This window comes from Marinococcus sp. LNHM5E3-2.1 (assembly GCF_056034365.1).
This window is the reverse complement of the sequence record NZ_JBQLIB010000001.1, coordinates 579,238-604,620: the sequence shown is the minus strand read 5'-3', so window position 1 is coordinate 604,620 and position 25,383 is coordinate 579,238. Positions and strand designations below refer to the sequence as shown.

Genomic DNA, 25,383 nt, shown 5'->3' with positions numbered 1-25,383 from the left:
TATCATTGTATACAAAAAAAGTAAACGCTTTCATATAGCAATAGACTCTCCTATGGAATTGGACAAATCAACGATGTCATAAGTGGTTTAAGCATTAGGCAATGTTCCAGCGTCCAAAGTTTGGCTATTCGAGGCTGTGACGCAGGAATAGCAACAGCAAATTAATAGATGGCTTCATCGGCGACGTGTAGATAAAATGCTCGGGCCGACAGTTCCTCGCTCCAGGCCATTACTGTGTTGGAATACCCTCGCCTCGCAAACTGCCGTATGAAGTATTATTGTGGAAAATGTTCGTGTATTCGATAAGCAAAACAACGTTCTAGCTGATGCCAAACAAGTGGAACAGGCGCGAGACAGATGGAAAATCGTCTACGGAAAGCATCAAGAACAAGTCGCTACCATGACAAACACCTCAACCATGAATACCTATATGCGGCTAACGATCCGTTACAACGGGAACGAGTCCGTTATTAAAAATGATACGGAGCATAAAATCTTTGTGCTAAAAGCTCAGGGAAACGTATTAGCCACCATGAAGATCCAGAACCCGTCGTTAACCCATCACGAAGTGACCTATGATCCTGCCGCCTTGGATTGGCCGAGGAGTTGTTGGTGGCCGTGTTTTATACCTTCAGCCTGAAGCATGTGAGGCCTTAATCCCGTCAAAATGAGCTGTATGCAAAAAAAGTATAGTCTTCAAACATGAAAAGAAGCATTTCTGCTGGAAAAAATGCTTCTTTTAGAATTCTAAATTTCTTCGTCGTCGAAAAAATTCATAGATAATTCATGGAAATAATTCTTCAATAAATGCTAATTCGTAGTCGAAAATTATTGAAGTGGTTCCGTAAATCACAAAAATTCCTATTGGCCATTTGTCGAACTTGCTTTCTTTTTCTCGAGGTTGAAAAGAATCTTCCCTATGTTGCTTTCGATCCTTATACCTTTAGAAAGGAGAAAGTTTAAGCTTCTTGATATTCATAAATACGAAAAATTTTAGTTATAAAACAAATGATTCTTTGCTCCATTAAAATCATAAAACAAAGAATCAAAAAATTTAATATTATATCCACTTAACGTGTTGGTAATAAACTGGATATAATAATCAGTATCTATCAACATAATGACGATTATCGGTAATGAGAGAAAGGTAGCTGTAAATGACCCCTGGACAAATGCTTATCGATAAGTCCTGGAGACCTCGAAGGAGGGGCCAATCATGCAAAAAGGCCAACCATACGGCCGGCCTCCCAACAGATGTCATTACTTAAGGGGGAGTAATGGAGAAGACGATCATTCTCTATCCCATTGTATCATGCCATAAGGAAAGGGACAGGACTTGCGCCTCTATCTTAACCATGTTTCAAGGCTTTCTTTTGGGGGTTCGGGTCCAGGCCCATGCATCCAACAGAAGGAAGTTAGTCTCCCCTCGGACTTTTAACGATGAATGGTGGCCAGGTATTGGTCCAACCGCTCCATGTTGCTATCGAAAAACTTGTGTTTCCGCTTCAGTTGCTCGATACCAGCTTTCGAACATGTGGACAGGCATGGCAAACCATTATTTTTGGGACGACCACGTCTCTCCAAATATATATTGAAATACTCGTTCTTTCATCCCTGTAGGGGGCGTCCAGCAGGTTTGTTTTTCCTCAGAAAGTAAAAAGCTATCGTTGCCCGTTCCAGAGCTGTCAGCGCGTTTTTTGTTTTGTGCCTGTTTATTTACTTTCGTCCCCCACTTTCTTACATTTATGGCCATCGCCTCCCCCTGTTCATGCCTTTATCCCTATGATGGAACAACAAAGACGATGCCGCTTGATACGTTCATCGCCCTGTCGTTGATCTATAGTTCTTTCTCTGTCTCTACTCTTCCATGGATACGTCTTCCGAAGGCTTCGATTCCACTCCTTCGGTGTCGACAGCCGTCACATGGTACGTGAAGGCTCCTTCCTCTGTTTCCGTGTAGCTTTTGCGCTCATGGGCATCCACGCTCGCCACCCGGGTGAAATCATCCCCGCCCTCTTCCTGGCGGTACACCCGGTAACCGGCAATGTCCTCATCCCGCACCGCATGCCATTTCACCAGCGATCCCTGGAGAGAGACATTGTCCGGGGACGGCGGCGGTTCCGATGCTTCGTCGCCATCGTTCATCAGGGCTTCTTCGCTCTCCTCGGTGAGCTCGGTATAAACGACCAGCCGTTCATTATGCGTGCCCTGCTCCTGATTAAAGGTGCCGGTGCACGTAATCAGCTGCAGATGCCGGCCGTCGCTGGCACCAAAAATATTCTCAATCGGTGCATCCTGCCGTGGATAGCTCACCACTTTTGTCACCGTAAAGGTCAGCTCCTGGCCGTCCTCATTCGTGACTTGCACATCGTCTCCGGCTTTCATGTCCTCCAGATCGAAAAACACGGCCGGGCCGCTTTTACTGTCTACATGGCCGGCCATCACGGCATTGCCTTGTTCTCCCGGGGTGACGCCCGGTTCAAACCAGCCGACACCCTCCGCCGAATCTGGTACGCCCATCTGGCCGTTATCCAGGACGCCCACGCCTTCCAGATCGGCTTCCACATCAATTGATGGAATCGAAAGCGTCGAAGGAGCGGCCAGCTCCATTTCCTCTGCTTCTTCTGTTTTTTCATTCGCTTCGGTGTTATCTGTCACCTGAACAAACTCTTCCACCTTCTGCGAGGACGAGCTTTCCCCCGATTCTTCGTCTTCTGGATCCGACACGCCCTCTCCCTCGGATAATACCGTGGTTTCCGCCGGAGAGGAGAACAGGGCCTGCTGCGCGTATTGAACCCCCAGGCCGATGGCCACAAACATCATCGCAGCAAGTATCAGGAATTTGATTCGTCGTTTGGTCACCGTTCTCCTCTCCTTTCTATTTACGTGGGATTATTTGGCCAGGTTTTTACGGAACATGTAGGCTCCTGCAAGAGCCGTCATCGCGACAGACGCGAATACCCAGGCCCATGGACTATTGCCATTCGCCGTACCGCCCATGCCGGTTTGCGGCATTTCGGCCGGCATCATTTCGCCGTCCTCCATCATCATGTCCGTTCCGAACTGATCCGGCATTTGCGTGGAGATTGCGCCTCCGAGATTCTTGCCGATGCCAAACATAAAGGCATAGCCTTCCCGGAAGGAATCGTAGGTGGCTTCATAGTCTTCGTTCATATAGTTATCGTACGTGTCGAGCACCTGGCTTTCATGCATCCATACAGCTTCCTGCGCGGCTTCGGTCGGAAGGTTTTCCTCCGTCGCCCCGCCTAAGAAGGCACCAAAGTCTTCCGAGAACATTTTTAATTCATCTTCAGCGGCCTGACGCGCTTCATCGTCTTCTTCCAGGGTTGCAGCGACGATATCGCTCTGGGCATCAATATGCTCCCCCTGCCAGATATCCATGAATTGAACCCCGGCTTCCTCGCCGTAAATCGAGGTGATCGCGGCCCGGAAATCTTCGGTATTGCCATCTTCGGCCCAAGTGACGAAGTCATAATCGTCCTGCTGGTTCACGCCCTTCTGCATTTCCAGAACGGCCAGGCTGAAATGTTCGCCGGCCAGCATGTTCAGGTTCGAGCGGAGATCGTCGGCCGCGGTGTCGGTCGTGCCCTGGTCAAACTGCTCCGGCATGCCTTTTACGACCGCGTCTGAGACCGTTTCGCCGATGTCAAACATGCGGGCGTAGCCGTCCCGGTAGTCGCTGTAGGCGGCTTCATAATCCTCCGCCACGTAGTTGTCAAACGCGCTCTGTACGTCACCCTCATGAGCGATCAGGGCTTCTTCCGCTGCTTCCTGCGGCAGTTCCCCACCGGTCGCGTCGGACAACAGGGTGCTTAAGTCGTCCGCGAAGGTTTGAATTTCGGCTTCAGCTTCTTCCAGACCGGCTTCATCATCATTTTTGGTGGCTTCAACAATATCCGTGGTGTATTCGTTATGCTCCCGGAACAGATCGCCGAACTGCTGGCCGGCTTCTTCGCCGTAGAGCGATGTAATCGCCATCTGCATATCATCCGCATTTTTATTGAGGTTCATTTGAACTTCCTCGGCATCCGGCGCATCGTCATACTGCTTCTGCATCGACAGCACGGCTAAGACGAAGTGCTCCGATAACAGCTGGTCAAACGACGCCCGGACGTCCCCGGCGGACATCTCTTTCATCTCCTGCATATCGGCCATCGGCATCTGCTCGCTGGAGTCATTGTCTGCTGCCATGGCGGTGGTCGGCACCATCAGGGTAGCCGCTGTTGCCCCTAAAATAAATTTTTTACCAATCATGGAAAAACCCTCCTCATTTTGTGTTCATCCAGGCTAACGAGAAGAAAAATGTTTTGGATCACAATGGCTGCCATCTTTTTTATTTTGGTTTTTTTGAGCTTCAAGCATGCTTGTTATTCCTAAAAAGAGTAACAACCCTTCAAAAGGGGTACTTAAGAATCATCATTGCTATATAAATCGATGCTTTAGACCTATGACAAGGAGGATCACGTTTGCGATGCCCTATGAACGATTGCTCGTCCGCCTTCATCGTCGGGATCGACAGGCCCTGGAAGATCTCTATGAAGCCACCGCGTCTCGCCTTTATGCCTGGTTGTATCATGATCACCCCAATGAACAGCAATGCGAATACGTTCTTTGCCTCCTGTACGAGCATGTATGGACCTACCCGCAAACCTACTGTACCGAGGGGCTCTTCGACCAGTTGTTGGCGTGCGGGTATCAATTCATGCTAGACCACCAATTCGATTCACCTGTTCGAGGAACGCCCCCTAAGCGGGGTTTTTAAGGATATTTTTAAAAAGTTTAAAAAATTCTGTCAAAAAGTGATCCGCCTCTTCTTTCCCACCGTATGCTCCCTAATTGGATGCTTGTATTTATTCTGCATTCATGGAAGGGGGATCGACTGGTACCCATCGACCGTTTCATTTCATTATGACCTAAGGGGGAAAAGAATATGAAAAAACGCGTTATTGTACCATTAGCATCCGTATTTGCCGTGACCAGCTTTGCAGGCACTGCTTCCGCCGATCATGAAGGACTCGAGTTTATGGTGAACTTAACCCCGGAGGCTGAGACCAAAGACGTCGACAGTGACGCCATGGGCGAAGCGCACTTTGAAGTCAGCGAAGATGGCGAATCGATCATGTATTCCGTTCAAGCTGAAGATCTGGATAACGCCGTTGCCGGACACCTGCACAGCGGTGCGGAAGGGGAAGACGGTCCTGTCGAGTTATTTTTGTTTGAAAACGATGAACCAATGGATGTCGACGGAGAAGTTGCTACGGGCACGCTGACCGAGGATGATCTGGTGGGCGACATGACATGGGAAGAGGTATCCATGGGACTTGTCTCCGGTGATATTTATGCGAATCTTCATACCGAAGAATATCCGGATGGCGAGATCCGCGGCCAACTGAATGAGGAAGCTCAGGAAGCAGCCATGATGCCGAAGGAAATGCCGCAAACCGGCATGGGCGGCACCAGTGATAGTGGCGGTATGACGGGCCTTTGGGCTGGCATGGCTGCCTTAGCCGTTGGTGGAGCAGCATTATTCATGCGCCGGAGAAGTGAAGCTTAAGCGAAATAACGATTCTAGCACCATCGAAGTATGCGTTGAAATAAATGAACAATGACCTCATGAACCCCCCCTCTATGTCCCGGTAGAGGGGGGGTTCATATGGATCATGCATCCATGTCGTTCGCAGCCTTCGGAATGGTTGTGTTTCAGTTTATCAATCGCTTTTCCTCTGCTTAATGCTTTGTTCAAGGCTGCAAGCATCTTTTCCAGCCATATATTCACATCCGGCACATTGCTCATTCTTAATGATCGAAATAGAGTGTTTATCATTTTATCCAAAACTCTTAACTTCTAGACAGTGCAATAAACACCCCGTTTTTATAGTCAAAAACGGGGTGTTTTCCATCTAAAAGCTCGTCTATAACGGAATGTACAATACCTAATAGACTTTTAGACACTTTCAGCAAATTTGAAACTTATGTATTCCATTTTAAAAGCTCAGCAATAATATCAGAGCTGCCAGGAAGCAATAATATTAACGACATTACTATAAACAAAATACCAATGATAAATAGAAAAATCACTATTTTAACAGAACGAGGCACATTCCTGTTAAGTGCTCCAATTACGAATAGCATCATTCCAATAACGAGTAATAATAAATAATAAAATCCCATCAAATCACTCCTTATAGTTTATTTTTCTTTAAAGAACATGTTCGAATAGTTATATAAAGAAATTCCTCTTTCCTATATTATAGATTTAGATAATCTAAGTATACGATATGTTGCTATATTTGGAATTACATTTCAAAAATTCACCTTTTTTATAAATTAGGATCTTCTAAGGTTTGAGAGATAGGATGAACATATCTAATTTTGGCGCTTACAATTAGCGCATGTTCAATACAATCGCGCTTATCGGAAGCACCAATATAAAGATCTTTTCGTTGTTCGATCATGATAAAATGAGAGTAGCCCGCGGTAGCCCTTCCTGTGATTATTTGATCGTACTTTCATTTCAAACTAGGAGACCACGGGTGTTTTTTTATTTTTCGTCGTGTTTGCACTTAATATTACAATTCAAGAATTAAATACACATTAGATGTATGTATTAATTTCTTAGAGAGCGAGGTGCAAGGTGAATACATTACAATTTTTAGAATTTTTGGTTTCTATCATTGATTCTATTATTTGGCCACTGGTGGTAGTAATATTTATGTTCATATTCAAAACATCTTTAAGTGAAGTTATATCACGGCTGAGTTCTATTGAATTACCAGGGGGCACAAAGCTCATTATTGCTCCAAAGTTATGGAAAGTTAAAAATTCTCTACGTTTAGCAAAGCCTTCTTACTCAAACACGGCAAATCAAATGCAAATAAATGATGAAAGTTCTATATCAAGTATGGAAGAAGCCGTGGCCATTGTAGCTCAAGAGTCTTCAAGAACGGCTATTTTGATGGTTTGGCAAGAAGTTGAAAAAGAATTACATTCTATTAATCCAGAGTGGAGAGGTAATAATGACTTAAAAGATATGAAAAACATAGATAGTAATGTTCTAGAAGCGCTGAATAATTTAAAGGAAATTCGCAACGAAGCAGTCGATCGACCTAAGGCTTGGATAGATTACTCAGAGACCATGCAGTATTATGAATTAGCAAAAGAAACTACTAAAGCAATACGAAAAACCAATGGTTAAATATTAGGAAGTATTGTGCTTTTCTTAAAAAGTACGAGGTTTTAAGACAGTATTGGAAATCCAGAGAAAAAAAACAAAAGACATGAATGAACCAATGGCTTTTGGGAAAAAAGCTTTTCCGCCAAAGATTGTTACTTTTTCCTAAAACAATATTTGACCAGGAACTGTATTTTTTTCGCCGCATTGGAATAAAAATCGCTTAAAAAATAAGTGACAAACAGTCGCACAACATGAAAAAAGAAGGCGATAACCATGATGAAGGGCAAAAGAATGAGTCCTTGTTGAATGAATGGCAAAGGGTCTCTCTCCTTGTGTTCAGCCACGCTTGATTTGGATGGGCGCAGGAAAATCCAAGAAAACATTGGGCAAAGTATATTGGGGCTGCTTCTGGCCTGGCGTTGGTGATCTGTTTGATTGGGGTTTATTTAAGTGTTACCAAAATGAAGGTTGCTACCAGTGCGATTACTGGAATAGGCTCAGGCATAGCTTTATTTTGTTTTGCTGTACTAGTATTAATTCGCTTTCTACTTGCCTAAAATAAGTGCTAAGACATTCACAAACCTAACGAAAGTACTGTTGATTACATAGCTGAGGTGCGTGGTTAAACGTCTTAAATACGATCATAATTTCGTACTTGTAAGACTTAGATGGTTATGATTTCTCTGCCCATCATCGGATGTATGCCCTGGAGAAATGCCCACTTTACTTAAAATGGAAATGAAAAGTTTATTTTTTTAAGCATCATGGGAAATTCAGAATATTTTTTGCATTTAGAGACAATAAAGCATTTAAAAGTGTGCAGTTGGTCTAAGCTGCGTAGTATCATTCAAGCCTTTGTTCTACTTAACCTTATAACATTTACATGCTATGTCTATCATGATAAGATAATTGTATAAAAGTTCATTGTCATTTTAGCACCAAAAAGGGAGCGCCCAGATGTCGTCAGCATCTGAGCGCTCTTTTTATTGCTATTATCGCCTGTTCCTGCATTTCTTTCGCACGCGCTTCAGCAACAAATCAGCGCATACGATTCCTAACACAGTAGATGCGAAAGGAAACAGAAAATGCATTAATAAAAGTTCGATTGCCATTCTAACACCTCCCTTCTGACCCATTTCGCCAGAAGGTGAACAGGCGATAAATTCCATTATACCAAGCTACTATAGCTATTAAAATCTACGAATGATTTGACTAAATGAACAGTCATTCTATTTTATAGAAGGAACTTAACGATAAATGAAAATTTCTTGATTATTAAATAAATGTTTTTAAATCAGCGTATTCTTCCAACATATAAGTTACTAAAATTCTTGCCATATAACCTTTGATTCCTTTCAATAAAAAAAGAGTAACCCCACTTGAATAGGGGGTTACTCTCAGAATATTATTACCAGCGGGCGGTGACCATTTTCTTGCGGGTGTAGAACTCCACGCCGTCCTTGCCGTTCGCATGCAGGTCGCCGTAGAAGGAATCCTTCCAGCCGGAAAACGGGAAGAACGCCATCGGCGCCGGCACGCCCACGTTGATGCCGAGCATCCCGGAGTCGATATTCTCCCGGAATTCCCGGACGCTGTGGCCGGAGCTCGTGAACAGGCACGCCCCGTTCGCGAAGCGGGACTCGTTCGCCCATTCGATGCCGGCGGTCAGATCCGGCACGCGCACGATGGACAGCACCGGCGCAAAAATTTCATCCTGCCAGATCGTCATCGTCTGCTGTACGTGGTCAAAGATGGTCGGGCCGATAAAGTAGCCCTCCTTCGCGACCTCATCCTGGCGGCCGTCGCGCACGAGCGTCGCGCCTTCTTCGACGCCTTTGTCGATGTAGGCCTTCGTTTTCTCGAGGTGCCCTTCGCGGATCACCGGTCCGAGGAACACGTCTTTTTCGCGGCCGTTGCCGATGGTCACATCATCCGCGTACGCCTGGATCTTTTCGACCAGCTGGTCGGCGACGCTTTCCTGCACCGCGACCACGGAGGCGGCCATGCACCGTTCCCCGGCGGAGCCGAAGGCGGCGTTCAGAATCTGCCACGCGGCGTTATCGAGATCCGCATCCTCCATGACAAGGGTGTGGTTTTTGGCGCCGGCGAGCGCCTGCACGCGTTTGCCGTGGGCGGTGCCGTTTTTATACACGTATTCGGCCACCGGCTGCGAGCCGACAAAGGAAATCGCCGGCACGTCGTCGTGCTCGAGCAGGCCGTTCACGACGTCATGCGCGCCGTGGACCACCGAGAGCACGCCTTTTGGAAGCCCGGCTTCCTCGAACAGCTCGGCAAGCCGGTTTGCCAGCATCGGCGTCCGCTCGGACGGCTTCATCACGAACGTGTTGCCGCAGGCGATCGCCAGCGGGAACATCCAGCACGGCACCATCATCGGGAAGTTGAACGGGGTGATCCCGCCGACCACGCCGATCGGATAGCGGTACATGCCGGACTCAATGTTGGTGGCAATGTCCGGCAGCTGGTCACCCATCATCAGCGTCGGCGCCCCGGCGGCGAATTCCACGCACTCAATGCCGCGCTGCACTTCACCCTTGGCTTCCTTCAGGTTTTTGCCGTTTTCGAGCGTAATGATCTCGGCAAGCTCGTCCCAGTGTTCGATGAGCTTCTGCTGGTAGGCAAACAGGATACGGGCCCGCTGCGGGACCGGCTTTTTCGACCAGTCCCGGTAGGCGGCTTTGGACGCCTTCACAGCTTCGTCCACTTCCTCCTTCGAGGAGAGCGGCACGTGGGCGATCACCTCACTGGTGGCCGGATTGTACACCTTGTCGGTCGCCGACCGGGACTCCACCCATTCGCCGCCGATAAAATTTTTCAGTGTGGTTACTGCTTGTTCCTGCATAATAAAAATCCTCCTTTAATATAATAAATCAATTAGAAAATGGAATAAGCCAGAACGGCTAAGAATAGAACGATACATGGTACAACAACGCTTACATAGAATATTGGTTTGTAAGATCTTCTGTGTGTTTCTCCGGAGATAACCCTCACTGTCGTCACAACATATCCATTATGCGGGAGAGAATCAATCCCTCCGGAAGCCAACGCAGAAATTCTGTGCATATCTCCTGGATTCAAACCTTGAGCCATGTAAATAGGTGCTAAGATAGGAAGAGCGATACCTAACCCGCCGGAAGCAGACCCTGTAATACCGCAAATAACCGTTACACCCACGGCTAATCCTAATAGTGGCGGTCCCGGCATATTCACTAATCCATCAACGACGGTATCAAAAGCTGCTACTTGAGCTGCTACACTGCCAAAGCCTACGACTGCACAAGTGTTTGCTAAGGCTATTAAGGCGTTCTGCGTACCCGTAGCCAGGTAATCCCAAAATGCCTGCAGGTGTTTCCTCATGCTGACACAAGCAAACGCAATACCAGTTGTTAAAGCAATTAGCAAAGAAGAAGTAGGATCAATGAACTGCGATAATATATTTAAAATAAGAATGACCAAAACTAAGGGAGCGAAAGCCAGAAAAATATTTGGTAATTTTTGTTGATTTTCTGGGTTCGGATCATGCTCCGGCTCTAATTCTTCAGCTTCAACTGCCGCAGCGGTTTCCTCCTTGGTCTTATTCGAAGGTCCATAAGGGAGAGAAAATTCCTCCCCATTATCACTTGCTTTTTTCACCATTCTTCCGAGCCACCATCCACCAGTGACCATTACTAATAAGGCACTAAGGATACCAATAATACCACCGGCTGTGGGCGCTGTATCAAAGAATTCCGTTGGTATAATATTTTGTATTTCTGGTGAACCCGGGGCCGTCATTGTAAATGAAATGGAACCAAACACCAAAGCCGCCGGAATAAACCGGTGAGGCAGGTTTGCCGCTTGGAATAAGGAAACGGCAATAGGATAAACTGCGAAGCCTACCACAAATAAACTCACTCCGCCATACGTCATAATCGCAGCGGCAGCTACAACCGCAAATACGGCCCGCTTTGCTCCTAGTTTCTTTTTAGTCCATTGGGCAATACTGTCTGCTGCTTTGGTTTCCTGAATGATCTTTCCAAAAATCGCTCCTAAGAGAAATACTAAAAACCACGAAGCAAAGTAATCAGTAAAACCGTTCATATAATTATCCAACAGGGCGCTTTGAAGGTTTAATCCTCCCGTCACCGCGACGACAATAGAACTTAACAGTGCGGCTACGATAATATTAATGCCTTTCATCGTAAGGTAAATTAGCAGGGCAAGAGAAGCAATCAGCCCTAACATTCCGACAATACTCATTTTTTCTCCTCCCTGTTACCTCACGGTTTCTTCAGCATAATCGTAGCTGTAACAAACCCGGTATAATTCTTTCATTTCTTCTGCAGAAGGCACTTTAGGATTCTTTTCAGGACTCCCGCTTTCAAATGCATCTTTCACCATTTTATCGACAGCGCTTTCAAATTCTTTTTGTTCAATGCCCCATTCCTGTAGATTAGGTATCTGTAAATTCCGGCAAAGTTCTTTAACAGAGTTAATAGCAATATCCGCCGCTTCTTCATTTGAATATTTTTCAGCTTCCGGCTTAAAGATCCTTCCCAAATCAGCTAAGCGATCAATGGCAGCTTCACGGCTGAACTCCATGACGGCCGGCAGCAGCATCGCATTTGAGAAACCATGCGGCACATGGAAGAGAGCCCCAATCGGCCGCGACATGCCATGCACCAGACATACGGACGAGTTTGAAAAAGCCCATCCTGCTTGCAAAGCACCTAACGCCATTTTTGCCTGTGCTTCCAAGTCCTCCGCCTCGTCATACGTTTTTTTTAAATTCGGAACAATTAATTCCATAGCCGATAATGCCATCATATCTGATAAAGCATGTGCCTTTTGTGAGATGTATGCCTCAATAGCATGACTTAAAGCGTCCACCCCCGTAGCAGCTTTTACTTTCGCAGGAGCTGATTTTGAAAGCTCCGGGTCAACGATAGCTACTTCAGGAAGAAAAGCTGGCTGCTTTACCATCATTTTTACATCATTAGAAGTGTTAGTAATAATCGTAACGTCCGTGGCTTCCGATCCGGTGCCAGCAGTGGTTGGAACAGCGATATGCGGTGCTGGCGGTTGAGAAGCATGCTTTTTCCCTCCCATATAATCACCTATATATCCACCGTTTGTGCTCACTACCGCTACCGATTTAGCTGTGTCAATACAACTCCCTCCACCTATTGATATGATTGCATCGCACGCTTCCTGATGATATAGAGCCAGCGCTTCTTCAACAAACAGGTCGGTAGGTTCTGAGCCTACTCCCGTGTAAACTACACTCTCAACGAGTTCCTCCTGCAAATAAGACTGGCACTTTTCAATGTACCCTAGTGTTTCCATCATTTGGTCGCTGATGATAAGAGCTTTTTTTCCCTTCCGCGCAGTTTCTCTCCCAACCTGTTGAAATGCCTCCTGACCGTAGTGAATAATTGCTGGCGATTGAAAAGCCGTAGGTATGTTCATTAAATTCATCCTCCTTTATGAAAAACTAATTGCAAGAAGCATGCCAACTGTTAATCCCCTCATAATAGCGCTTACAAATTAAAACTGTAGATTGATTTTACAATCTACAGTTTTAATGTCATCAATATATACAATTAATTCAGACCGTATTTTTTTAATTTTTGATAGAGAGTAGTGCGGTGGATCCCAAGTTCTTTTGCCGTTTTTAATTTATTGCCGTTGTTTTTTTCAAGGGAGGATTCAATAATCTGCTTTTCTTTCTCTTCGTCATTGGCTTTCAATATGGGAAGTTCTCCTTCTATACTTTTGCCGCCATCCTCCACCAACAAATAAGAAGACAGGTGTTTCTTTTCAATCACTTCTTCGTCCAATAAGACCACCAGATTTTCTATTACATTTCTTAACTCCCTTATATTACCTTCCCATTTATATTTAATAAGTACTTGCAGAGCTTCAGAAGAAATAGATTTTACTGCCACCTGGTGCCTGTTGCTTATTGAAGTTAAATAGTAGGAAACCAGGGAAGGAATGTCTTCTTTTCTCTCCCGGATAGGAGCGATAGGAATTTCCACGATGTTAATTCTGTAGTATAAATCTTCCCGAAAGTTTCCTTTTTTGACTTCTTCATATAATTTTCGATTCGATGCAGCTATAATTCGGGTGTTTGTTTGAATGGTCTCCACCCCCCCCACCCGCTCAAATTCTCTTTCCTGTAAAACCCGAAGCAGTTTCGTTTGCATGTCCAAAGGCATTTCGCCAATTTCATCGAGGAATAATGTGCCTTTTTGAGCCAGTTCAAATTTTCCCGGCTTTCCTCCTTTTTTAGCCCCAGTGAAAGCTCCCTCCTCATAACCAAAAAGTTCAGATTCAATTAAATGTTCAGGAACCGCTCCGCAATTAACACTGACAAACCGTCCTGTTGAAAAGGAACTTAATTCATGAATACTTTGGGCAAACATTTCTTTTCCGGTTCCACTTTCACCAGTTATAAGAACAGTTATGTGCTTTTTAGCCACTTTTCGTGCCAATGATTTTGAATTCATGGTACTTTCACTCTGACCAATAATTTCATCAAGGGTAAAACGGGCACTTCTTTCTGTATTCACATTTGCGGTTTCAGTTGTTAATTGATCATTTCTGTAGCTTTTCTGCATGTTCTCATAAATTTTATACAACTCATTTAGTCCTTCAAAAATAAGCATACCTACAGCCCCCACTACTTTTCCATTTTTCCATAATGGAAGCCGGTGAACGACCATAGCCTGACCGTTAATATACTGAATGGCACCACGCTCTGGAAGTCCTGTTCGTACAGTATTGTGCAAGTTTGTGTTTTCTATGATTTCTTCAACTTGCTTTCCTAATGCGTAATGTTTGTCAATTCCAATAAAACGGCTGTAGGCATCGTTAAATTGAATAATTATTCCATTATGGTCTACTACCGCCACTCCTTCATAAGCCCGTTCTAAAACAATATCGAGGATTTCAGCGGTATGCTCAAGCTTATCTGCTTTTTGCAATAAATCTGAAAGACCGTTTGAAATATTATTACGATTCAGGACCCCTACTAATTTATTACTTTCATCTCTAACAACAAACCACGTCGAGTTGCTTCTATACACATTCAATAGAGGTTCATTTTGCTGAATGATAATAAAATCTTCTTTACCTAAAAAATCAGCAACCGGCCTGGCTCCAGCACCCGATAAAATTGATGGAAGCAGCAGCCGTGGCGTAACCAGCCCTATCGGTTTATTATCATTACTTACAATGACTATATTTTCTTTTTGAGAAGCTGCCAGCAATTCTGCAAGATTCCGTACACTATTATCTGCTCCGGCAGTTAATGGATGAAAGTCCATCCAATCCTGGACTAAAAAATTATCCTCTAGCTCTTTTATTCTTCTTTGCGGTTCAAAACTATCGCTCAACTCTTGTTTCCCTCCTTAAGAGTTTTATTTTAATGTCTAATATATAAGCTTTAAATTTAAATATAGCAAAATTTTACTCTTGAAGTATATCAAGCAGCGCAATGTACAAAATATCATTGGAGGCCCATTAGCAAAATCGAATTTCAAAAACTATTGCGATCCAATAAACACCATGGTAGTATACTTGTATACTAGAATACTAAAAGGAGGTGCCCAACCCAATGCAGCAAACAGCACGAAGCAATACTTATAACATTATTAAAGATAAAATTGTCCGGCTGGAACTTAAACCAGGCCAACGGGTATCTGAAAACAAGATTGCCGAGACGCTTGAAGTAAGTAGAACGCCCGTACGCGAATCATTTGTCCGTTTATCCCAGGAAGGATTAATTGACGTCTACCCACAGCGGGGTTCTTTTATTTCGCTTATTAAAGAAGATGATGTAGAAGAAGGACGCTTTATGCGTGAACACATGGAGATAGCTGTAGTGAAACTTGCTTGTCAAACTAGCAGTAGAATCAATCTCCAGCATTTATCAGAAAATCTCCTTTTACAGGATAATAGCGTAATAGAAAAAAATCACCAACGCTTGTTTCAATTAGATGAAGAATTTCATCACGCTATTTTTATTGGCTGTAATAAAGAACGAACCTGGCAGGCAGTTCAAAACATGATGGTGCATCTAAATCGTACTAGAATGCTCAGTCTGGCTTCCGAGTTGAATTGGGAAAAAATAGTCACTCAGCACAAAGAAATTTTGGAAGCTATAAAAAACCAAAATGAAAAAGAAGCAGAGCGTATCATGCGGGAGCATATGGCGCTTGTAAATATTGATCTGGCTAGTTTGAAAACGAATTACAGTCACTACTTTGAGTAAGCCATGGAGGCGAGGCAAATGGATAATGTTATTGAAAGTTATGTAAGCGATACCATTAATAAAGTACCGGTCATTGATATGCACACACATCTATTCCCTTCCGCCTTTTCTCAACTATGTTTATATGGAATCGATGAATTATTAACCTACCATTACTTAATCTCAGAGGCGACGCTTTGGATAGACAGTGATTACCAACAGTTTTCACGATATTCCAAGAAAGTCCAGGCGGAAATTGTATGGGAAGAATTATTTGTAAAACGCTCTCCCTTTAGCGAAGCTTCTGTAGGACTTCTTACGATCCTAAACGAACTTGGCATTCCTTTTTCCAAAGATTTAAATACCATCCGCGAACATTTCTCGAAAATCAATAACGAAGATTATGTAGCTTATATAATGAACAAAGCCAATATTTCTTCTTTCGTTATGACCAATAACCCTTTTGACAACGAGGAAAGAAAATATTGGGATCAGGACGTTTCCTTTTCTTCCACCACTTTTATTCCCGCTGTGCGTGTTGATCCATTAATTAATGACTGGAAAAATGCTTATAAAATAATCAAGCAAGATGGATATTCTGTTTCTGAAGATATAAATACTTCTACAATAGAAGAAATCAAACGTTTTTTACGTTTTTGGGTCGAGAAAATGCAGCCTGTCTATATGGCAGCCTCCCTCCCCTGGGATTTTCCCAAAAGCGATTATGAGATCACGCTTCTAGAAGAATGCGTTCTCCCTGTGTGTGAAGAATACAATCTTCCCATGTCTTTAATGCTCGGTACAAAACGACAATTGAACCCTGACCTCGGTATTGCGGGAGACGGGACGGGACGAACATCCTTTGTCTATTTAGAACAATTATGTATGCGCTTTCCTGAACAAAAATTTTTAATCACTGTGCTTTCCCGCGAAAATCAATATGAACTAACCGTTATTGCTCAGAAATTTAAAAACGTAATGCTTTTTGGATGCTGGTGGTTTTTAAATACTCCTCAATTGATTGAAGAAATCACCACCATGAGATTGGATCAACTGGGCCTTCATTTCATCCCACAGCACTCTGATTGCCGGGTCATGGAACAGTTATTGTATAAATGGAGTCATTTCCGACAAACATTTTCCCCCATCTTAACCCAACGTTACCAACTGTTAGAAAACAAGGGAATGACCGTTACAAAAGAAACCATACAAAACGATGTTGAGCAGTTATTCCAGGGAAATTTTATTAATTTTACTAACCTATTAAGGAGTGAAACAAAATGAAAAAAAGTTTTACTGTAGTAAGTGCAGCAAGTGTATTAGTTCTCAGTGCCTGTGGCGGTGGCTATGGAAGTTCTGAGGATGATAACTCCGGCTCAGGTTCAAATTCTGAAAACAACGATGCTACCCATTCCCTGCAAGTGGGGATAGTGGTATCAGAAAATGATCCAATGTATGCAGGATTAGAACAGTTTAAAAAAAATGTGGAAGAAAAAACTGATGGTGACCTTGAAATTGAACTTTTTCCAAATTCCTCATTAGGTGATACACCTGCTATTCAGGAACAGGCTAAAGCAGGCTCTAATGTGGGAACCTTAGCGGATGCTGCTATTATGGGAGACTATCAAGAGGAAATTGGAATTCTTCAAGGTCCTTATCTTTTTGAAAATTACGAAGAAATCCAAAAAGTAACAGACTCCGACTTATTTCAGGGATGGTCTGACGATCTGGCTGAAAACGAAAATTTACAAATTCTCTCCTTTAACTGGTATCAGGGTACCCGCAACATGGTAACTGATAATGCCATTGAAACTCCTGAGGATTTAAATGGGCAAAGCATACGTACCATTGGCTCAGATATTTTCTTAGAAACGATGACAGCGATGGGAGCGAACCCTACAGGTCTTGATTGGGCTGAAGTTTACTCCGGCATTCAACAAGGAGCAATTGATGGAGCTGAAGCCCAGCAGTCCGCTGCCTATGAAGCGAGCCTCTACGAAGTTTCAGATTATTATTCTAAAACTAATCATATACAGCTTATTACCGGCTTAGTAGTAAGCGCCGATTGGTTCGAAGGATTACCGCAGGAATACCAGGATATTGTTCTCGAAGAAGCCACAAATGGCGGTACTTATGCTTCTGAACAAGTAGTCGATACTTCCGAGGAATATGAAAGTCAAATGGAAAATGAAGGCATGACAATTGTAGAACCCGAACTTGAACCTTTCCAAAAAGCCACAGAAGACGTGTATGAAGAATTTGATGGTTATCCAGAGCTTCGAGATGAAATTTTGGAAATTATTGAATCTTAGCATAAGATTTTGAGGAGGCACTCGCGATGAGCAAGCTAGCTTTCGCTTTAAACAAGATTGAAGAAACACTCACGAAACTATTGTTGGCTTGTATTGTTTTGCTGGTGTTTTATTCTGCTATGGTCCGCTGGGCCGGGTTTCCCATCGCCTGGTCCGTGGAAATGGCTCAACTGCTTTTCATTTGGCTCGTATTTATTGGAGCAAATCAAGCTCTTCGCAAAAACCGGCATATAGGTGTTGACTTTTTCACTAGTAAGCTTCCATTTAAAGGTCAACTTATCATTCAAGTGTTTACAAACGTATTAATTGGCGGTTTTCTTCTTTATTGTATTTATTTTGGCTTTGTCCAGACCAGCCAATTTACATTGAGAAGTATTCAAAACCTTCCGTTTAGCTATTCCTACATCACTGCTTCAGTACCAGTAGGCTGTAGCCTCATGTTTATTACTCTTGTTACCAAGTGGCTCCTCTATTTTATAAACAAAGACAAGCCACTCAGCCCTGAACCTGTTAAAGATAGTCCGGCAAAGGAGGTAAAACCATGATTTGGGTTTTAATTTCATTTGTCGTGTTAATTGTCGTTAACGTACCTATTGCTTTTGCTATTGGCATTTCAGGTCTCGTCTTTTTTATCACAGATCCGAACTTACCTATAAATCTGGCCATTCAGCGTTTTGCCGAAGGAACGCAGTCTTTTCCCTTACTAGCTGTCCCCTTCTTTGTATTAGCAGGTAATTTGTTGAACGAAACCGGCATCACAAAAAGACTTATTGATTTTGCGAATGCTTTAACCGGTCATTTAGTCGGCGGTCTCGCCCATGTTTCTATTATTTTAAGTGCTATGATGGGCGGTATTTCAGGTTCAGCAAATGCGGATGCTGCAATGCAAAGCAGAATTTTATCCCCCCAAATGATGAACAAGGGGTACTCGGGAGGGTTTACTGGCTCTGTTATTGCATTCAGTGCTTTAATTACTGCCACTATTCCTCCAAGCATTGGCCTCATTCTTTACGGTTTTGTTGGAGAAGTTTCAATAGGGCAATTATTTATGGCTGGCATCGTACCGGGCGTTCTTATGACCATCATGCTCATGATTACTTCCAGCCTTATTGCAAAAAAACGTCACTATGAGCCCGCCCGTATTGAGAGAGCCACGTTTAAAGAAGTCGTTTCTACTTTTAAAGCTAGTTTTTGGGGGCTCTTGTTTCCAGTTATTTTAATTGTAGGTATCCGTTTCGGTGTATTTACAGCTTCTGAAGCCGGAGCCTTTGCTGTGGTGTATGCTCTTGTAGTTGGGTGGTTCATCTACAAAGAACTCGATTGGAAAAAATTAAATTTGGTATTAAAAAATACGGTTGAAGATAACGCGATTATTATGCTGATCATCGCCTGCGCATCTATACTGGGATATGCTATTACTTCTGCCCGGCTGCCCCAAAGCGCCACTACGTTTCTTCTGTCTCTAACTGAAAATCCTTTTTTAATCATAACGATTGTTTTGGTTTTCTTATTAGTCGCAGGCATGTTTATGGAGAGTACGGTTAACACGCTTCTGCTTACTCCAATTCTTCTTCCTATTATGACAAACATCGGAATGGATCCTGTACATTTTGGAATTTTGATGATGACAATCGTGACCATGGGTGGAATGACCCCGCCAATAGGTGTGACCATGTATACCGTTTGCTCTTTATCCAATATCGCTGTCACAGACTACATGAAAGAGTCAATACCTTATATCTGCATGGTCGTCGTTTTTATCATTATTTTAGTTCTTTTCCCTCAAATATCCTTATTCCTGCCAGAAGTATTAATGCGTTAACGAATGCCAGAATCTAAGAACGGAGTTGAAGCGATGCGTATAGCCTTCCGTTGGTTCGGAGAAGATAACGATACAATTTCTCTGAAACAAATCAAACAAATACCTGGAGTCGAAAGCATCGTATGGGCGCTGCACCATAAACAGCCTGGAGAACTTTGGCCAAAGCACGAGATCGATGAAGTGACCTCGGCCATTACTTCTCATGGGTTCAGTGCGAACGTTGTGGAAAGTGTTAATATTCACGAGGATATTAAACTTGGTCTGCCGTCCCGGGATGCCTATATTGAAAATTACAAACATACAATTGAAAATCTAGCAGATGCTGGCGTGAAAGTCATTTGTTATAATTTTATGCCTGTCTTTGACTGGATTCGCACGGATTTGAATAAGTCATTGAATGATGAGTCGTATGCGATGTTCTACCAATACGATCTTATAAACAATGTAAATCCGGAAGAAATGGTCCGCACTATAACATCTAACCCGGAGTTCACTATGCCTGGCTGGGAGCCTGAACGTCTAAAGGATATTAAGTACATTATTCATCAATATGAAAACATCACCACAGACATCCTGCGTGAAAACTTACATTATTTTTTGTCCGCTATCATTCCTGTGTGCGAAAAGCATAACATCCAAATGGCTGCTCACCCGGATGATCCACCGTGGCCGGTCTTTGGATTACCAAGGATTCTCTCCGGTCCTGAAGATATCCAGAAACTATTAAATCTGGTCGACAGTCCTTCCAATGGAATCACTCTTTGCAGTGGCTCATTGGGAGCCAATAAGGAAAACAATGTACCAGAAATGATTCGGGCGTTTAAAGATAGGATTGCTTTCGGTCATGTTCGTAACCTCTACCGTTATGCGAACGGTGATTTCATTGAAACTTCTCACCGTTCCTCTGATGGTTCACTGGATATTGGCGAAATTATGAAAGCCTATCATGATATTCACTTCGACGGAGTGATCCGGCCAGATCACGGCAGACAAATCTGGGATGAAAACTGTCGTCCGGGCTACGGACTCTATGACCGCGCCCTGGGTATTATGTACTTGTTAGGAATTTGGGATACATTAAACAAACAGGGGGGAAAATAATATGCTTTCATTGCATGCGAACCTTAAGGGAAAAGTTGCTGTTATTACCGGAGGGGGTGGTGTCCTGTGTGGAGAAATGGCGAAAGAGCTGGCTCGCCAGGGAGTAAAAGTAGCTGTACTCAGCCGAAAGGAAGAAAATGCGCAAAAGGTAGTCGATGCTATTACCAGTGACGGCGGGGAAGCTATTGCTCTTGCCTGTGATGTACTGGATAAAGAAAGTATCGAAGCCGCAGATGATATCGTCTACCGTAAGTATGGCTCCTATGACATTTTAATTAACGGAGCGGGCGGCAACCATCCTGATGCTGCCACCTCTGAAGAATTTTTTCAATCTAGTCATGTAGAAGACGAAAATATTAAAACATTTTTCGATTTAACAGAAGAAGGTATCAAACATGTTTTCGATTTGAATTATGTTGGTACCGTCCTCTCTACTCAGGTATTCATGAAACATATGCTTGGAAAACAAGACGCCAGCATCATAAACATCTCCTCAATGAGTGCCCCCACTCCGATGACCAAAGTGATTTCGTACAGCGCTGCCAAAGCCGGGATCGATAATTTCACTCAATGGCTCGCTGTTCATATGGCTAAGGAGAATATTCGTTGCAACGCTATTGCTCCCGGCTTTTTTCTCACTTCGCAAAATCGCAATATGCTACTCGATGCGCAAGGAGAGTTGACAAGCCGAGCAAACAAAATTATCAGCCAGACACCGATGGAGCGTTTTGGAAAGCCTGAAGATTTAACTGGCTCATTAGTCTGGTTGGCAGATTCTGAAATGTCCCGTTTTGTCACAGGAGTCACTATCCCTGTTGATGGAGGTTTCATGGCTTATTCAGGTGTATAATCAAATATTTTATCAAAGATTATTCGGGGTGTTTATATGAAAAAAGTAATTACAGTGGGAGAGCTTTTAATGCGGCTCTCCCCTCCTTCTATTGATACGTTAAAGCAATCAGACTGTTTAAATTTTTACTACGGCGGTGCTGAAATCAATGTAGCTGTCGCATTAAGTAACTTAGGAAGCCGAAGCACCGTGTTAACAGCTCTTCCAGATAATCCACTAGGAGAAGCAGCAGCAGCTTTTTTAAATAAGGAAGGCATCAATACCTCTTATATTGATATCCAAGGAGCAAGGCTTGGAACATACTATGTAGAAAACGGCACTGCTGAGAGACCTTCCAAGGTTACTTATGACCGTATACTTTCTTCTTTCTCTACTTGGGATTTAGGCAATAAAAATTGGGATGCTATATTAGACAAAGTCGATATTTTACATGTTACAGGTATTACCCTGGCTTTGGGGGAAAGAAGTCGTCGCCATACCGAAATAATTCTACAGGAAGCTGAAAAAAGAAATATAGATATTAGTTTTGATTTTAATTATAGAAGTAAGCTCTGGAGTATTGATGAAGCAAAGGAGGCGTTTGAAGAAGTTCTGCCTTACGTCACTATTTGCTTTGGAAACCTTTCAGACCTTACTAATATTTTGAAAAGACCGTCTTCAGGGTCGTCTGAAACTAAAGAAATAAATACAATAATTCATTTTCTAAATGAGTATGACATCAAATGGTTTGCTTCCTCGAACCGAAAAGTAGAAACAAATGAATTGCATTTTTTGCAGGGCTCCTTAATCCATCAGAAGGGAGATTCTTTTTTCTCCCCCACTTATTGTGTGCATGTTTATGATCGTATAGGCGGCGGCGACGCTTTTGCAGCTGGTTTATTACACAAAATAAACCTTCAGCAACTTAGCAACATGGAAGAAGTAATTAACTTTGCCACCGTCACAGGGTTGTTAGCTCATACTTTAAAGGGAGACTCATTCATTTTAAAACAAGAGAACGTACAAGCATATCTTGAAAAACAACACGGTACTGATGTGAATCGTTAATATTTTTGATTGATGATGATCCGATAATAATATTCTGATCTTAAAGGAGCTTACTATGAAAGATCAAAAACATTATGCCTTATCTAAAATATTTAATTCTCAAATTATAGCGGTAATTCGGGGGGACACACTTGAGCAGGCAGAAAAAGTGGCTACTGGCGCTTTTGAAGGTGGAATAACGTGTCTTGAGATTACTTATACAGTACCTAATGCTTCGAATCTCATTGATTCTTTAAGTAAAAAATACAGCGACCAGGCCCTTATAGGCGCGGGTACTGTATTGGATGCTACTACTGCCCGCCTGGCCATATCGTCTGGTGCTTCTTTTATCGTATCTCCTCACTTTGATAAGGATATCGCTAAAATATGTAACACGTATAGGGTTCCTTACCTACCTGGATGTTATACTGTAAGCGAAATAATTACTGCAATGAAGTACGGGGCAGATATTATAAAGATTTTTCCCGGAAACACTGTGACCCCTTCCTTCATAAAATCAATTCAAGGGCCTCTTCCTCACTCCGTTCTTATGCCTTCAGGTGGTGTAACAGAAAAAAATGCTAAAGAGTGGATTGAACAGGGAGCAGCAGCAATCAGTGTGGGGAGCGTGCTATACAAAAATGACCTGAAAGAAATTAAAGAAAACGCCTCCAGGATAATTAATATAATTAAAAACAACTCTGTATAGCTTATTCATTAATCTGCACATAGAATAAAGAAGGGCCTGTTTCAAAAATTGGCACTTTCGTTCGCATAAAAAAGAGTATTTATTTATGAGGTTATTAGTAGAAAAACGTATAGTAGGTATAGTGTCATAGAAACTGGACATAAGCATAGTAGCATCGTTATATCATTGAACGCCACAGCACCACCAAACACACACAAAGGCCTCCGGCAAAGAATGCCGGAGGCCTTTGTGTGCGGTTCCTTACAGAAGCAGTCATTCCTTCAACTAGAACTGCCTTTTAAAATGACGCTTCCGTTCCTGAGATAAAAAATTTTTGAAAATTGCGGTGCTCTCTTGCTCTAAGCGTAAACATTTTTCGCTTTTTACAGGTTCAGCACAAGCACTTTATCGCGGAGCATCGAATCGATACTTCTGCCAATTCCCTGTACGCCCTGACCCGAATTTTTCACTCCCAAAAACGGAAAATGATCAGGTCCACGGGACGTCTTGCCATTCACCTGAACCGTGCCGACATTCAGCTTGTCGGAAATAGCGAAGGCGTTCTCCAGGTTCTGAGTAAAAATACTGGCTTGAAGACCATACTCGTTACGCTTTTCGAGCATGATGGCTTCCTGTTCATTTTCAATTCTTAGAAAAGGAAGCACCGGGCCAAACTGCTCCTCCCAGGCGACTGCCATATCCTCTGTGACATGATCCAAAAGCGTTGGCCCCAGAAGATTCTTTTTCTTGTCTCCCTCAAATACGACTGCTGCCCCCTGCTCCCGGGCATCTTCGATCAGCCTTGTAACGTTATCGGCTGCCTTCTGATCAATCATCGGCGTTACGCTCGCATCTTCCCTGGACGTGCCTACCTTCAAGTTGGACACGATTTCCTTCACTTTCTCGATAAGCTCATCTGCCACACTGTCCATCACGATCACACGCTTGATAGCTGTACAGCGCTGACCCGAATAACTGAAGGCCCCGCTGACAATTTCTTTTGCGGCCTTATCCAAATCGGCATCTTCAAGAACAATCGCCGGGTCTTTGCCGCCAAGCTCAAGCACCACTGGGATCATGGATGCTTTTTTCGCAATATGTTTTCCGGTATCTGTTCCTCCGGTAAACGTGATCATATCTATCAGGGGATGAGTAACGATGAAATCGCCAATAACGGAACCTCGGCCCGTTACAACATTTAATACCCCTTCCGGCAGGCCGGCTTTCACAAGCGCTTTTACCATTAACAATCCACTAATCGCTCCCTGCGTCGCCGGTTTGAAGACAACCGTATTACCGGTAATAAGCGCTGGAGCAATTTTAGAAGCAGCCAGGTTTACAGGGTAGTTAAATGGCGAAATGGCCAGGACGACTCCGTGTGGAACTTTCTGAACCATTGCTTTTGTCTGTTTTGTAGCGCCGGGAAAGGCATCCCCCTGAATAAAGCTTCCATGTGTTCGAAGTCCCTCTTCCGCTGTGTGGCGAATCAGTTGGGCGGTACGCTTCACTTCACTTTTCCCCGAGGACAACGTCTTGCCTACTTCCTTGTGGATCATTTCCCCTATCTCATCGGTCATCTTTTCCAACTCTTCGGCCCAGCGATGAAGAAGTTCTGAACGCTCATGTCCCTCTTTTGCTTCCCAGGCTTCCTGAACCTCGGCCGTTTGTTGAATCGCAGCGGCAACTTCCTCCTGACTCAAGGCAGGCACGCTTCCTACGACTTCATTATCGTCGGGAGCATAAATGTCGACAGTGTCTCCACTGTTGCTTCCGATCCATTTGTTGTTAAGCAGCGTAGCAAACACGCCCTCTGTCTGCCGTACGGTCATATTTCTCTCTCCCTCTATCTTTTTTTTAACCTTTTAAAGGTTAATGTTATCTATTAAACCATAACAGTGCACTTTCAAACAAGTCTGAATTTTATAAATTATCACTTTTGAAACCAAGAAAACGATTTCAGGGAAAGGAATTTATTAATGTATTCTTAGAAATAATATAAAACCTGCAGGGCGGAAAAGAAAACAATAAGAACCCTTGCCGATAAAATGTAAATGCCTACGCCAAATAAAAGTTAGTAAATAAAAAGGCAAACCCCCGAAATTGTAGAGGTTTGCTAGCAAGCTATTTCATATCAG

Annotated in this window: 20 protein-coding genes; 12 read left to right on the top strand and 8 right to left on the bottom strand. The window is 43.4% G+C overall.

Going from position 1 to position 25,383, the window contains the following annotated elements; all coding sequences use genetic code 11:
- Nucleotides 1–280 precede the first annotated feature (280 nt).
- Nucleotides 281–640: a tubby C-terminal domain-like protein gene (locus ACTRXH_RS03090; protein ID WP_474280544.1), complete on the top strand. Its 360-nt coding sequence runs from the start codon at nucleotides 281–283 to the stop codon at nucleotides 638–640.
- A gap of 915 nt (nucleotides 641–1,555) precedes the next feature.
- On the opposite strand, the gene ACTRXH_RS03085 is transcribed toward ACTRXH_RS03090, so the two are convergent.
- The 3 genes from ACTRXH_RS03085 to ACTRXH_RS03075 form a co-directional block, all read right to left on the bottom strand.
- On the bottom strand, nucleotides 1,556–1,753 hold the full coding sequence (locus ACTRXH_RS03085) for a hypothetical protein (protein WP_474280542.1): 198 nt from the start codon (nucleotides 1,751–1,753) through the stop codon (nucleotides 1,556–1,558).
- A 104-nt stretch (nucleotides 1,754–1,857) separates the two neighbouring features.
- Nucleotides 1,858–2,862, bottom strand: a complete 1,005-nt coding sequence (locus tag ACTRXH_RS03080; protein ID WP_474280539.1) for a class F sortase — start codon at nucleotides 2,860–2,862, stop codon at nucleotides 1,858–1,860.
- A 30-nt stretch (nucleotides 2,863–2,892) separates the two neighbouring features.
- Nucleotides 2,893–4,275 carry a copper amine oxidase gene (locus ACTRXH_RS03075; protein WP_474280537.1) on the bottom strand — a complete coding sequence of 461 codons (1,383 nt, stop codon included), beginning with the start codon at nucleotides 4,273–4,275 and terminating at the stop codon, nucleotides 2,893–2,895.
- Between the two features lie 676 nt (nucleotides 4,276–4,951).
- On the opposite strand from ACTRXH_RS03075, the gene ACTRXH_RS03070 reads away from it, so the two are divergent.
- Together ACTRXH_RS03070 and ACTRXH_RS03065 are read left to right on the top strand one after the other, a co-directional pair.
- Complete coding sequence (locus tag ACTRXH_RS03070; RefSeq protein ID WP_474280535.1) at nucleotides 4,952–5,575, top strand: CHRD domain-containing protein; 624 nt, start codon at nucleotides 4,952–4,954, stop codon at nucleotides 5,573–5,575.
- Nucleotides 5,576–6,655: 1,080 nt separating this feature from the next.
- On the top strand, nucleotides 6,656–7,216 hold the full coding sequence (locus ACTRXH_RS03065) for a hypothetical protein (RefSeq protein WP_474280533.1): 561 nt from the start codon (nucleotides 6,656–6,658) through the stop codon (nucleotides 7,214–7,216).
- 1,387 nt (nucleotides 7,217–8,603) lie between these two features.
- On the opposite strand, the gene ACTRXH_RS03060 is transcribed toward ACTRXH_RS03065, so the two are convergent.
- The 4 genes from ACTRXH_RS03060 to ACTRXH_RS03045 all read right to left on the bottom strand — a co-directional run bounded on the left by ACTRXH_RS03060 (nucleotide 8,604) and on the right by ACTRXH_RS03045 (nucleotide 14,592).
- Complete coding sequence (locus tag ACTRXH_RS03060; RefSeq protein ID WP_474280532.1) at nucleotides 8,604–10,055, bottom strand: CoA-acylating methylmalonate-semialdehyde dehydrogenase; 1,452 nt, start codon at nucleotides 10,053–10,055, stop codon at nucleotides 8,604–8,606.
- A 32-nt stretch (nucleotides 10,056–10,087) separates the two neighbouring features.
- A complete protein-coding gene (locus ACTRXH_RS03055) occupies nucleotides 10,088–11,452 on the bottom strand; it encodes a GntP family permease (protein ID WP_474280531.1) in 1,365 nt (454 codons plus the stop codon).
- Nucleotides 11,453–11,467: 15 nt separating this feature from the next.
- Nucleotides 11,468–12,661 (bottom strand): iron-containing alcohol dehydrogenase, encoded by a 1,194-nt coding sequence (locus ACTRXH_RS03050; RefSeq protein ID WP_474280751.1) that lies wholly within the window; start codon nucleotides 12,659–12,661, stop codon nucleotides 11,468–11,470.
- A gap of 134 nt (nucleotides 12,662–12,795) precedes the next feature.
- Nucleotides 12,796–14,592, bottom strand: a complete 1,797-nt coding sequence (locus tag ACTRXH_RS03045; protein ID WP_474280529.1) for a sigma 54-interacting transcriptional regulator — start codon at nucleotides 14,590–14,592, stop codon at nucleotides 12,796–12,798.
- Between the two features lie 221 nt (nucleotides 14,593–14,813).
- Here ACTRXH_RS03045 and ACTRXH_RS03040 point away from each other — a divergent pair, with 221 nt between their 5' ends.
- From ACTRXH_RS03040 to ACTRXH_RS03000, 9 genes are read left to right on the top strand one after another with little or no spacing between them, the layout of a single operon-like run.
- A complete protein-coding gene (locus ACTRXH_RS03040) occupies nucleotides 14,814–15,470 on the top strand; it encodes a GntR family transcriptional regulator (protein ID WP_474280527.1) in 657 nt (218 codons plus the stop codon).
- An 18-nt stretch (nucleotides 15,471–15,488) separates the two neighbouring features.
- Nucleotides 15,489–16,733 carry a glucuronate isomerase gene (locus ACTRXH_RS03035; RefSeq protein ID WP_474280525.1) on the top strand — a complete coding sequence of 415 codons (1,245 nt, stop codon included), beginning with the start codon at nucleotides 15,489–15,491 and terminating at the stop codon, nucleotides 16,731–16,733.
- Complete coding sequence (locus tag ACTRXH_RS03030) at nucleotides 16,730–17,761, top strand: C4-dicarboxylate TRAP transporter substrate-binding protein (protein ID WP_474280523.1); 1,032 nt, start codon at nucleotides 16,730–16,732, stop codon at nucleotides 17,759–17,761. The genes ACTRXH_RS03035 and ACTRXH_RS03030 overlap by 4 nt, the downstream gene beginning before the upstream one ends.
- A gap of 26 nt (nucleotides 17,762–17,787) precedes the next feature.
- Nucleotides 17,788–18,306 (top strand): TRAP transporter small permease, encoded by a 519-nt coding sequence (locus tag ACTRXH_RS03025; RefSeq protein WP_474280521.1) that lies wholly within the window; start codon nucleotides 17,788–17,790, stop codon nucleotides 18,304–18,306.
- Nucleotides 18,303–19,583, top strand: coding sequence for a TRAP transporter large permease (locus ACTRXH_RS03020; RefSeq protein WP_474280519.1), 1,281 nt, complete (start codon nucleotides 18,303–18,305; stop codon nucleotides 19,581–19,583). The genes ACTRXH_RS03025 and ACTRXH_RS03020 overlap by 4 nt, the downstream gene beginning before the upstream one ends.
- A 33-nt stretch (nucleotides 19,584–19,616) precedes the next feature.
- Entirely contained in the window at nucleotides 19,617–20,684 is a 1,068-nt protein-coding gene (gene uxuA, locus ACTRXH_RS03015; protein WP_474280517.1) for a mannonate dehydratase, read from the top strand.
- Nucleotide 20,685: 1 nt separating this feature from the next.
- Nucleotides 20,686–21,534: an SDR family oxidoreductase gene (locus ACTRXH_RS03010; protein WP_474280515.1), complete on the top strand. Its 849-nt coding sequence runs from the start codon at nucleotides 20,686–20,688 to the stop codon at nucleotides 21,532–21,534.
- A 36-nt stretch (nucleotides 21,535–21,570) separates the two neighbouring features.
- Nucleotides 21,571–22,581 (top strand): sugar kinase, encoded by a 1,011-nt coding sequence (locus ACTRXH_RS03005; RefSeq protein ID WP_474280513.1) that lies wholly within the window; start codon nucleotides 21,571–21,573, stop codon nucleotides 22,579–22,581.
- A 55-nt stretch (nucleotides 22,582–22,636) separates the two neighbouring features.
- Nucleotides 22,637–23,269, top strand: a complete 633-nt coding sequence (locus ACTRXH_RS03000) for a bifunctional 2-keto-4-hydroxyglutarate aldolase/2-keto-3-deoxy-6-phosphogluconate aldolase (RefSeq protein ID WP_474280511.1) — start codon at nucleotides 22,637–22,639, stop codon at nucleotides 23,267–23,269.
- Nucleotides 23,270–23,631: 362 nt separating this feature from the next.
- On the opposite strand, the gene ACTRXH_RS02995 is transcribed toward ACTRXH_RS03000, so the two are convergent.
- Complete coding sequence (locus ACTRXH_RS02995; RefSeq protein ID WP_474280509.1) at nucleotides 23,632–25,077, bottom strand: NADP-dependent glyceraldehyde-3-phosphate dehydrogenase; 1,446 nt, start codon at nucleotides 25,075–25,077, stop codon at nucleotides 23,632–23,634.
- Nucleotides 25,078–25,383 lie beyond the last annotated feature (306 nt).

Coding starts and splice junctions, on each gene's coding strand:
- ACTRXH_RS03085 (WP_474280542.1), bottom strand. CDS start 1,753: ATGGCCATAAATGTAAGAAAGTGGGGGACGAAAGTAAATAAACAGGCA.
- ACTRXH_RS03075 (WP_474280537.1), bottom strand. CDS start 4,275: ATGATTGGTAAAAAATTTATTTTAGGGGCAACAGCGGCTACCCTGATG.
- ACTRXH_RS03070 (WP_474280535.1), top strand. CDS start 4,952: ATGAAAAAACGCGTTATTGTACCATTAGCATCCGTATTTGCCGTGACC.
- ACTRXH_RS03060 (WP_474280532.1), bottom strand. CDS start 10,055: ATGCAGGAACAAGCAGTAACCACACTGAAAAATTTTATCGGCGGCGAA.
- ACTRXH_RS03055 (WP_474280531.1), bottom strand. CDS start 11,452: ATGAGTATTGTCGGAATGTTAGGGCTGATTGCTTCTCTTGCCCTGCTA.
- ACTRXH_RS03050 (WP_474280751.1), bottom strand. CDS start 12,661: ATGAACATACCTACGGCTTTTCAATCGCCAGCAATTATTCACTACGGT.
- ACTRXH_RS03040 (WP_474280527.1), top strand. CDS start 14,814: ATGCAGCAAACAGCACGAAGCAATACTTATAACATTATTAAAGATAAA.
- ACTRXH_RS03035 (WP_474280525.1), top strand. CDS start 15,489: ATGGATAATGTTATTGAAAGTTATGTAAGCGATACCATTAATAAAGTA.
- ACTRXH_RS03030 (WP_474280523.1), top strand. CDS start 16,730: ATGAAAAAAAGTTTTACTGTAGTAAGTGCAGCAAGTGTATTAGTTCTC.
- ACTRXH_RS03025 (WP_474280521.1), top strand. CDS start 17,788: ATGAGCAAGCTAGCTTTCGCTTTAAACAAGATTGAAGAAACACTCACG.
- ACTRXH_RS03020 (WP_474280519.1), top strand. CDS start 18,303: ATGATTTGGGTTTTAATTTCATTTGTCGTGTTAATTGTCGTTAACGTA.
- uxuA (WP_474280517.1), top strand. CDS start 19,617: ATGCGTATAGCCTTCCGTTGGTTCGGAGAAGATAACGATACAATTTCT.
- ACTRXH_RS03010 (WP_474280515.1), top strand. CDS start 20,686: ATGCTTTCATTGCATGCGAACCTTAAGGGAAAAGTTGCTGTTATTACC.
- ACTRXH_RS03005 (WP_474280513.1), top strand. CDS start 21,571: ATGAAAAAAGTAATTACAGTGGGAGAGCTTTTAATGCGGCTCTCCCCT.
- ACTRXH_RS03000 (WP_474280511.1), top strand. CDS start 22,637: ATGAAAGATCAAAAACATTATGCCTTATCTAAAATATTTAATTCTCAA.
- ACTRXH_RS02995 (WP_474280509.1), bottom strand. CDS start 25,077: ATGACCGTACGGCAGACAGAGGGCGTGTTTGCTACGCTGCTTAACAAC.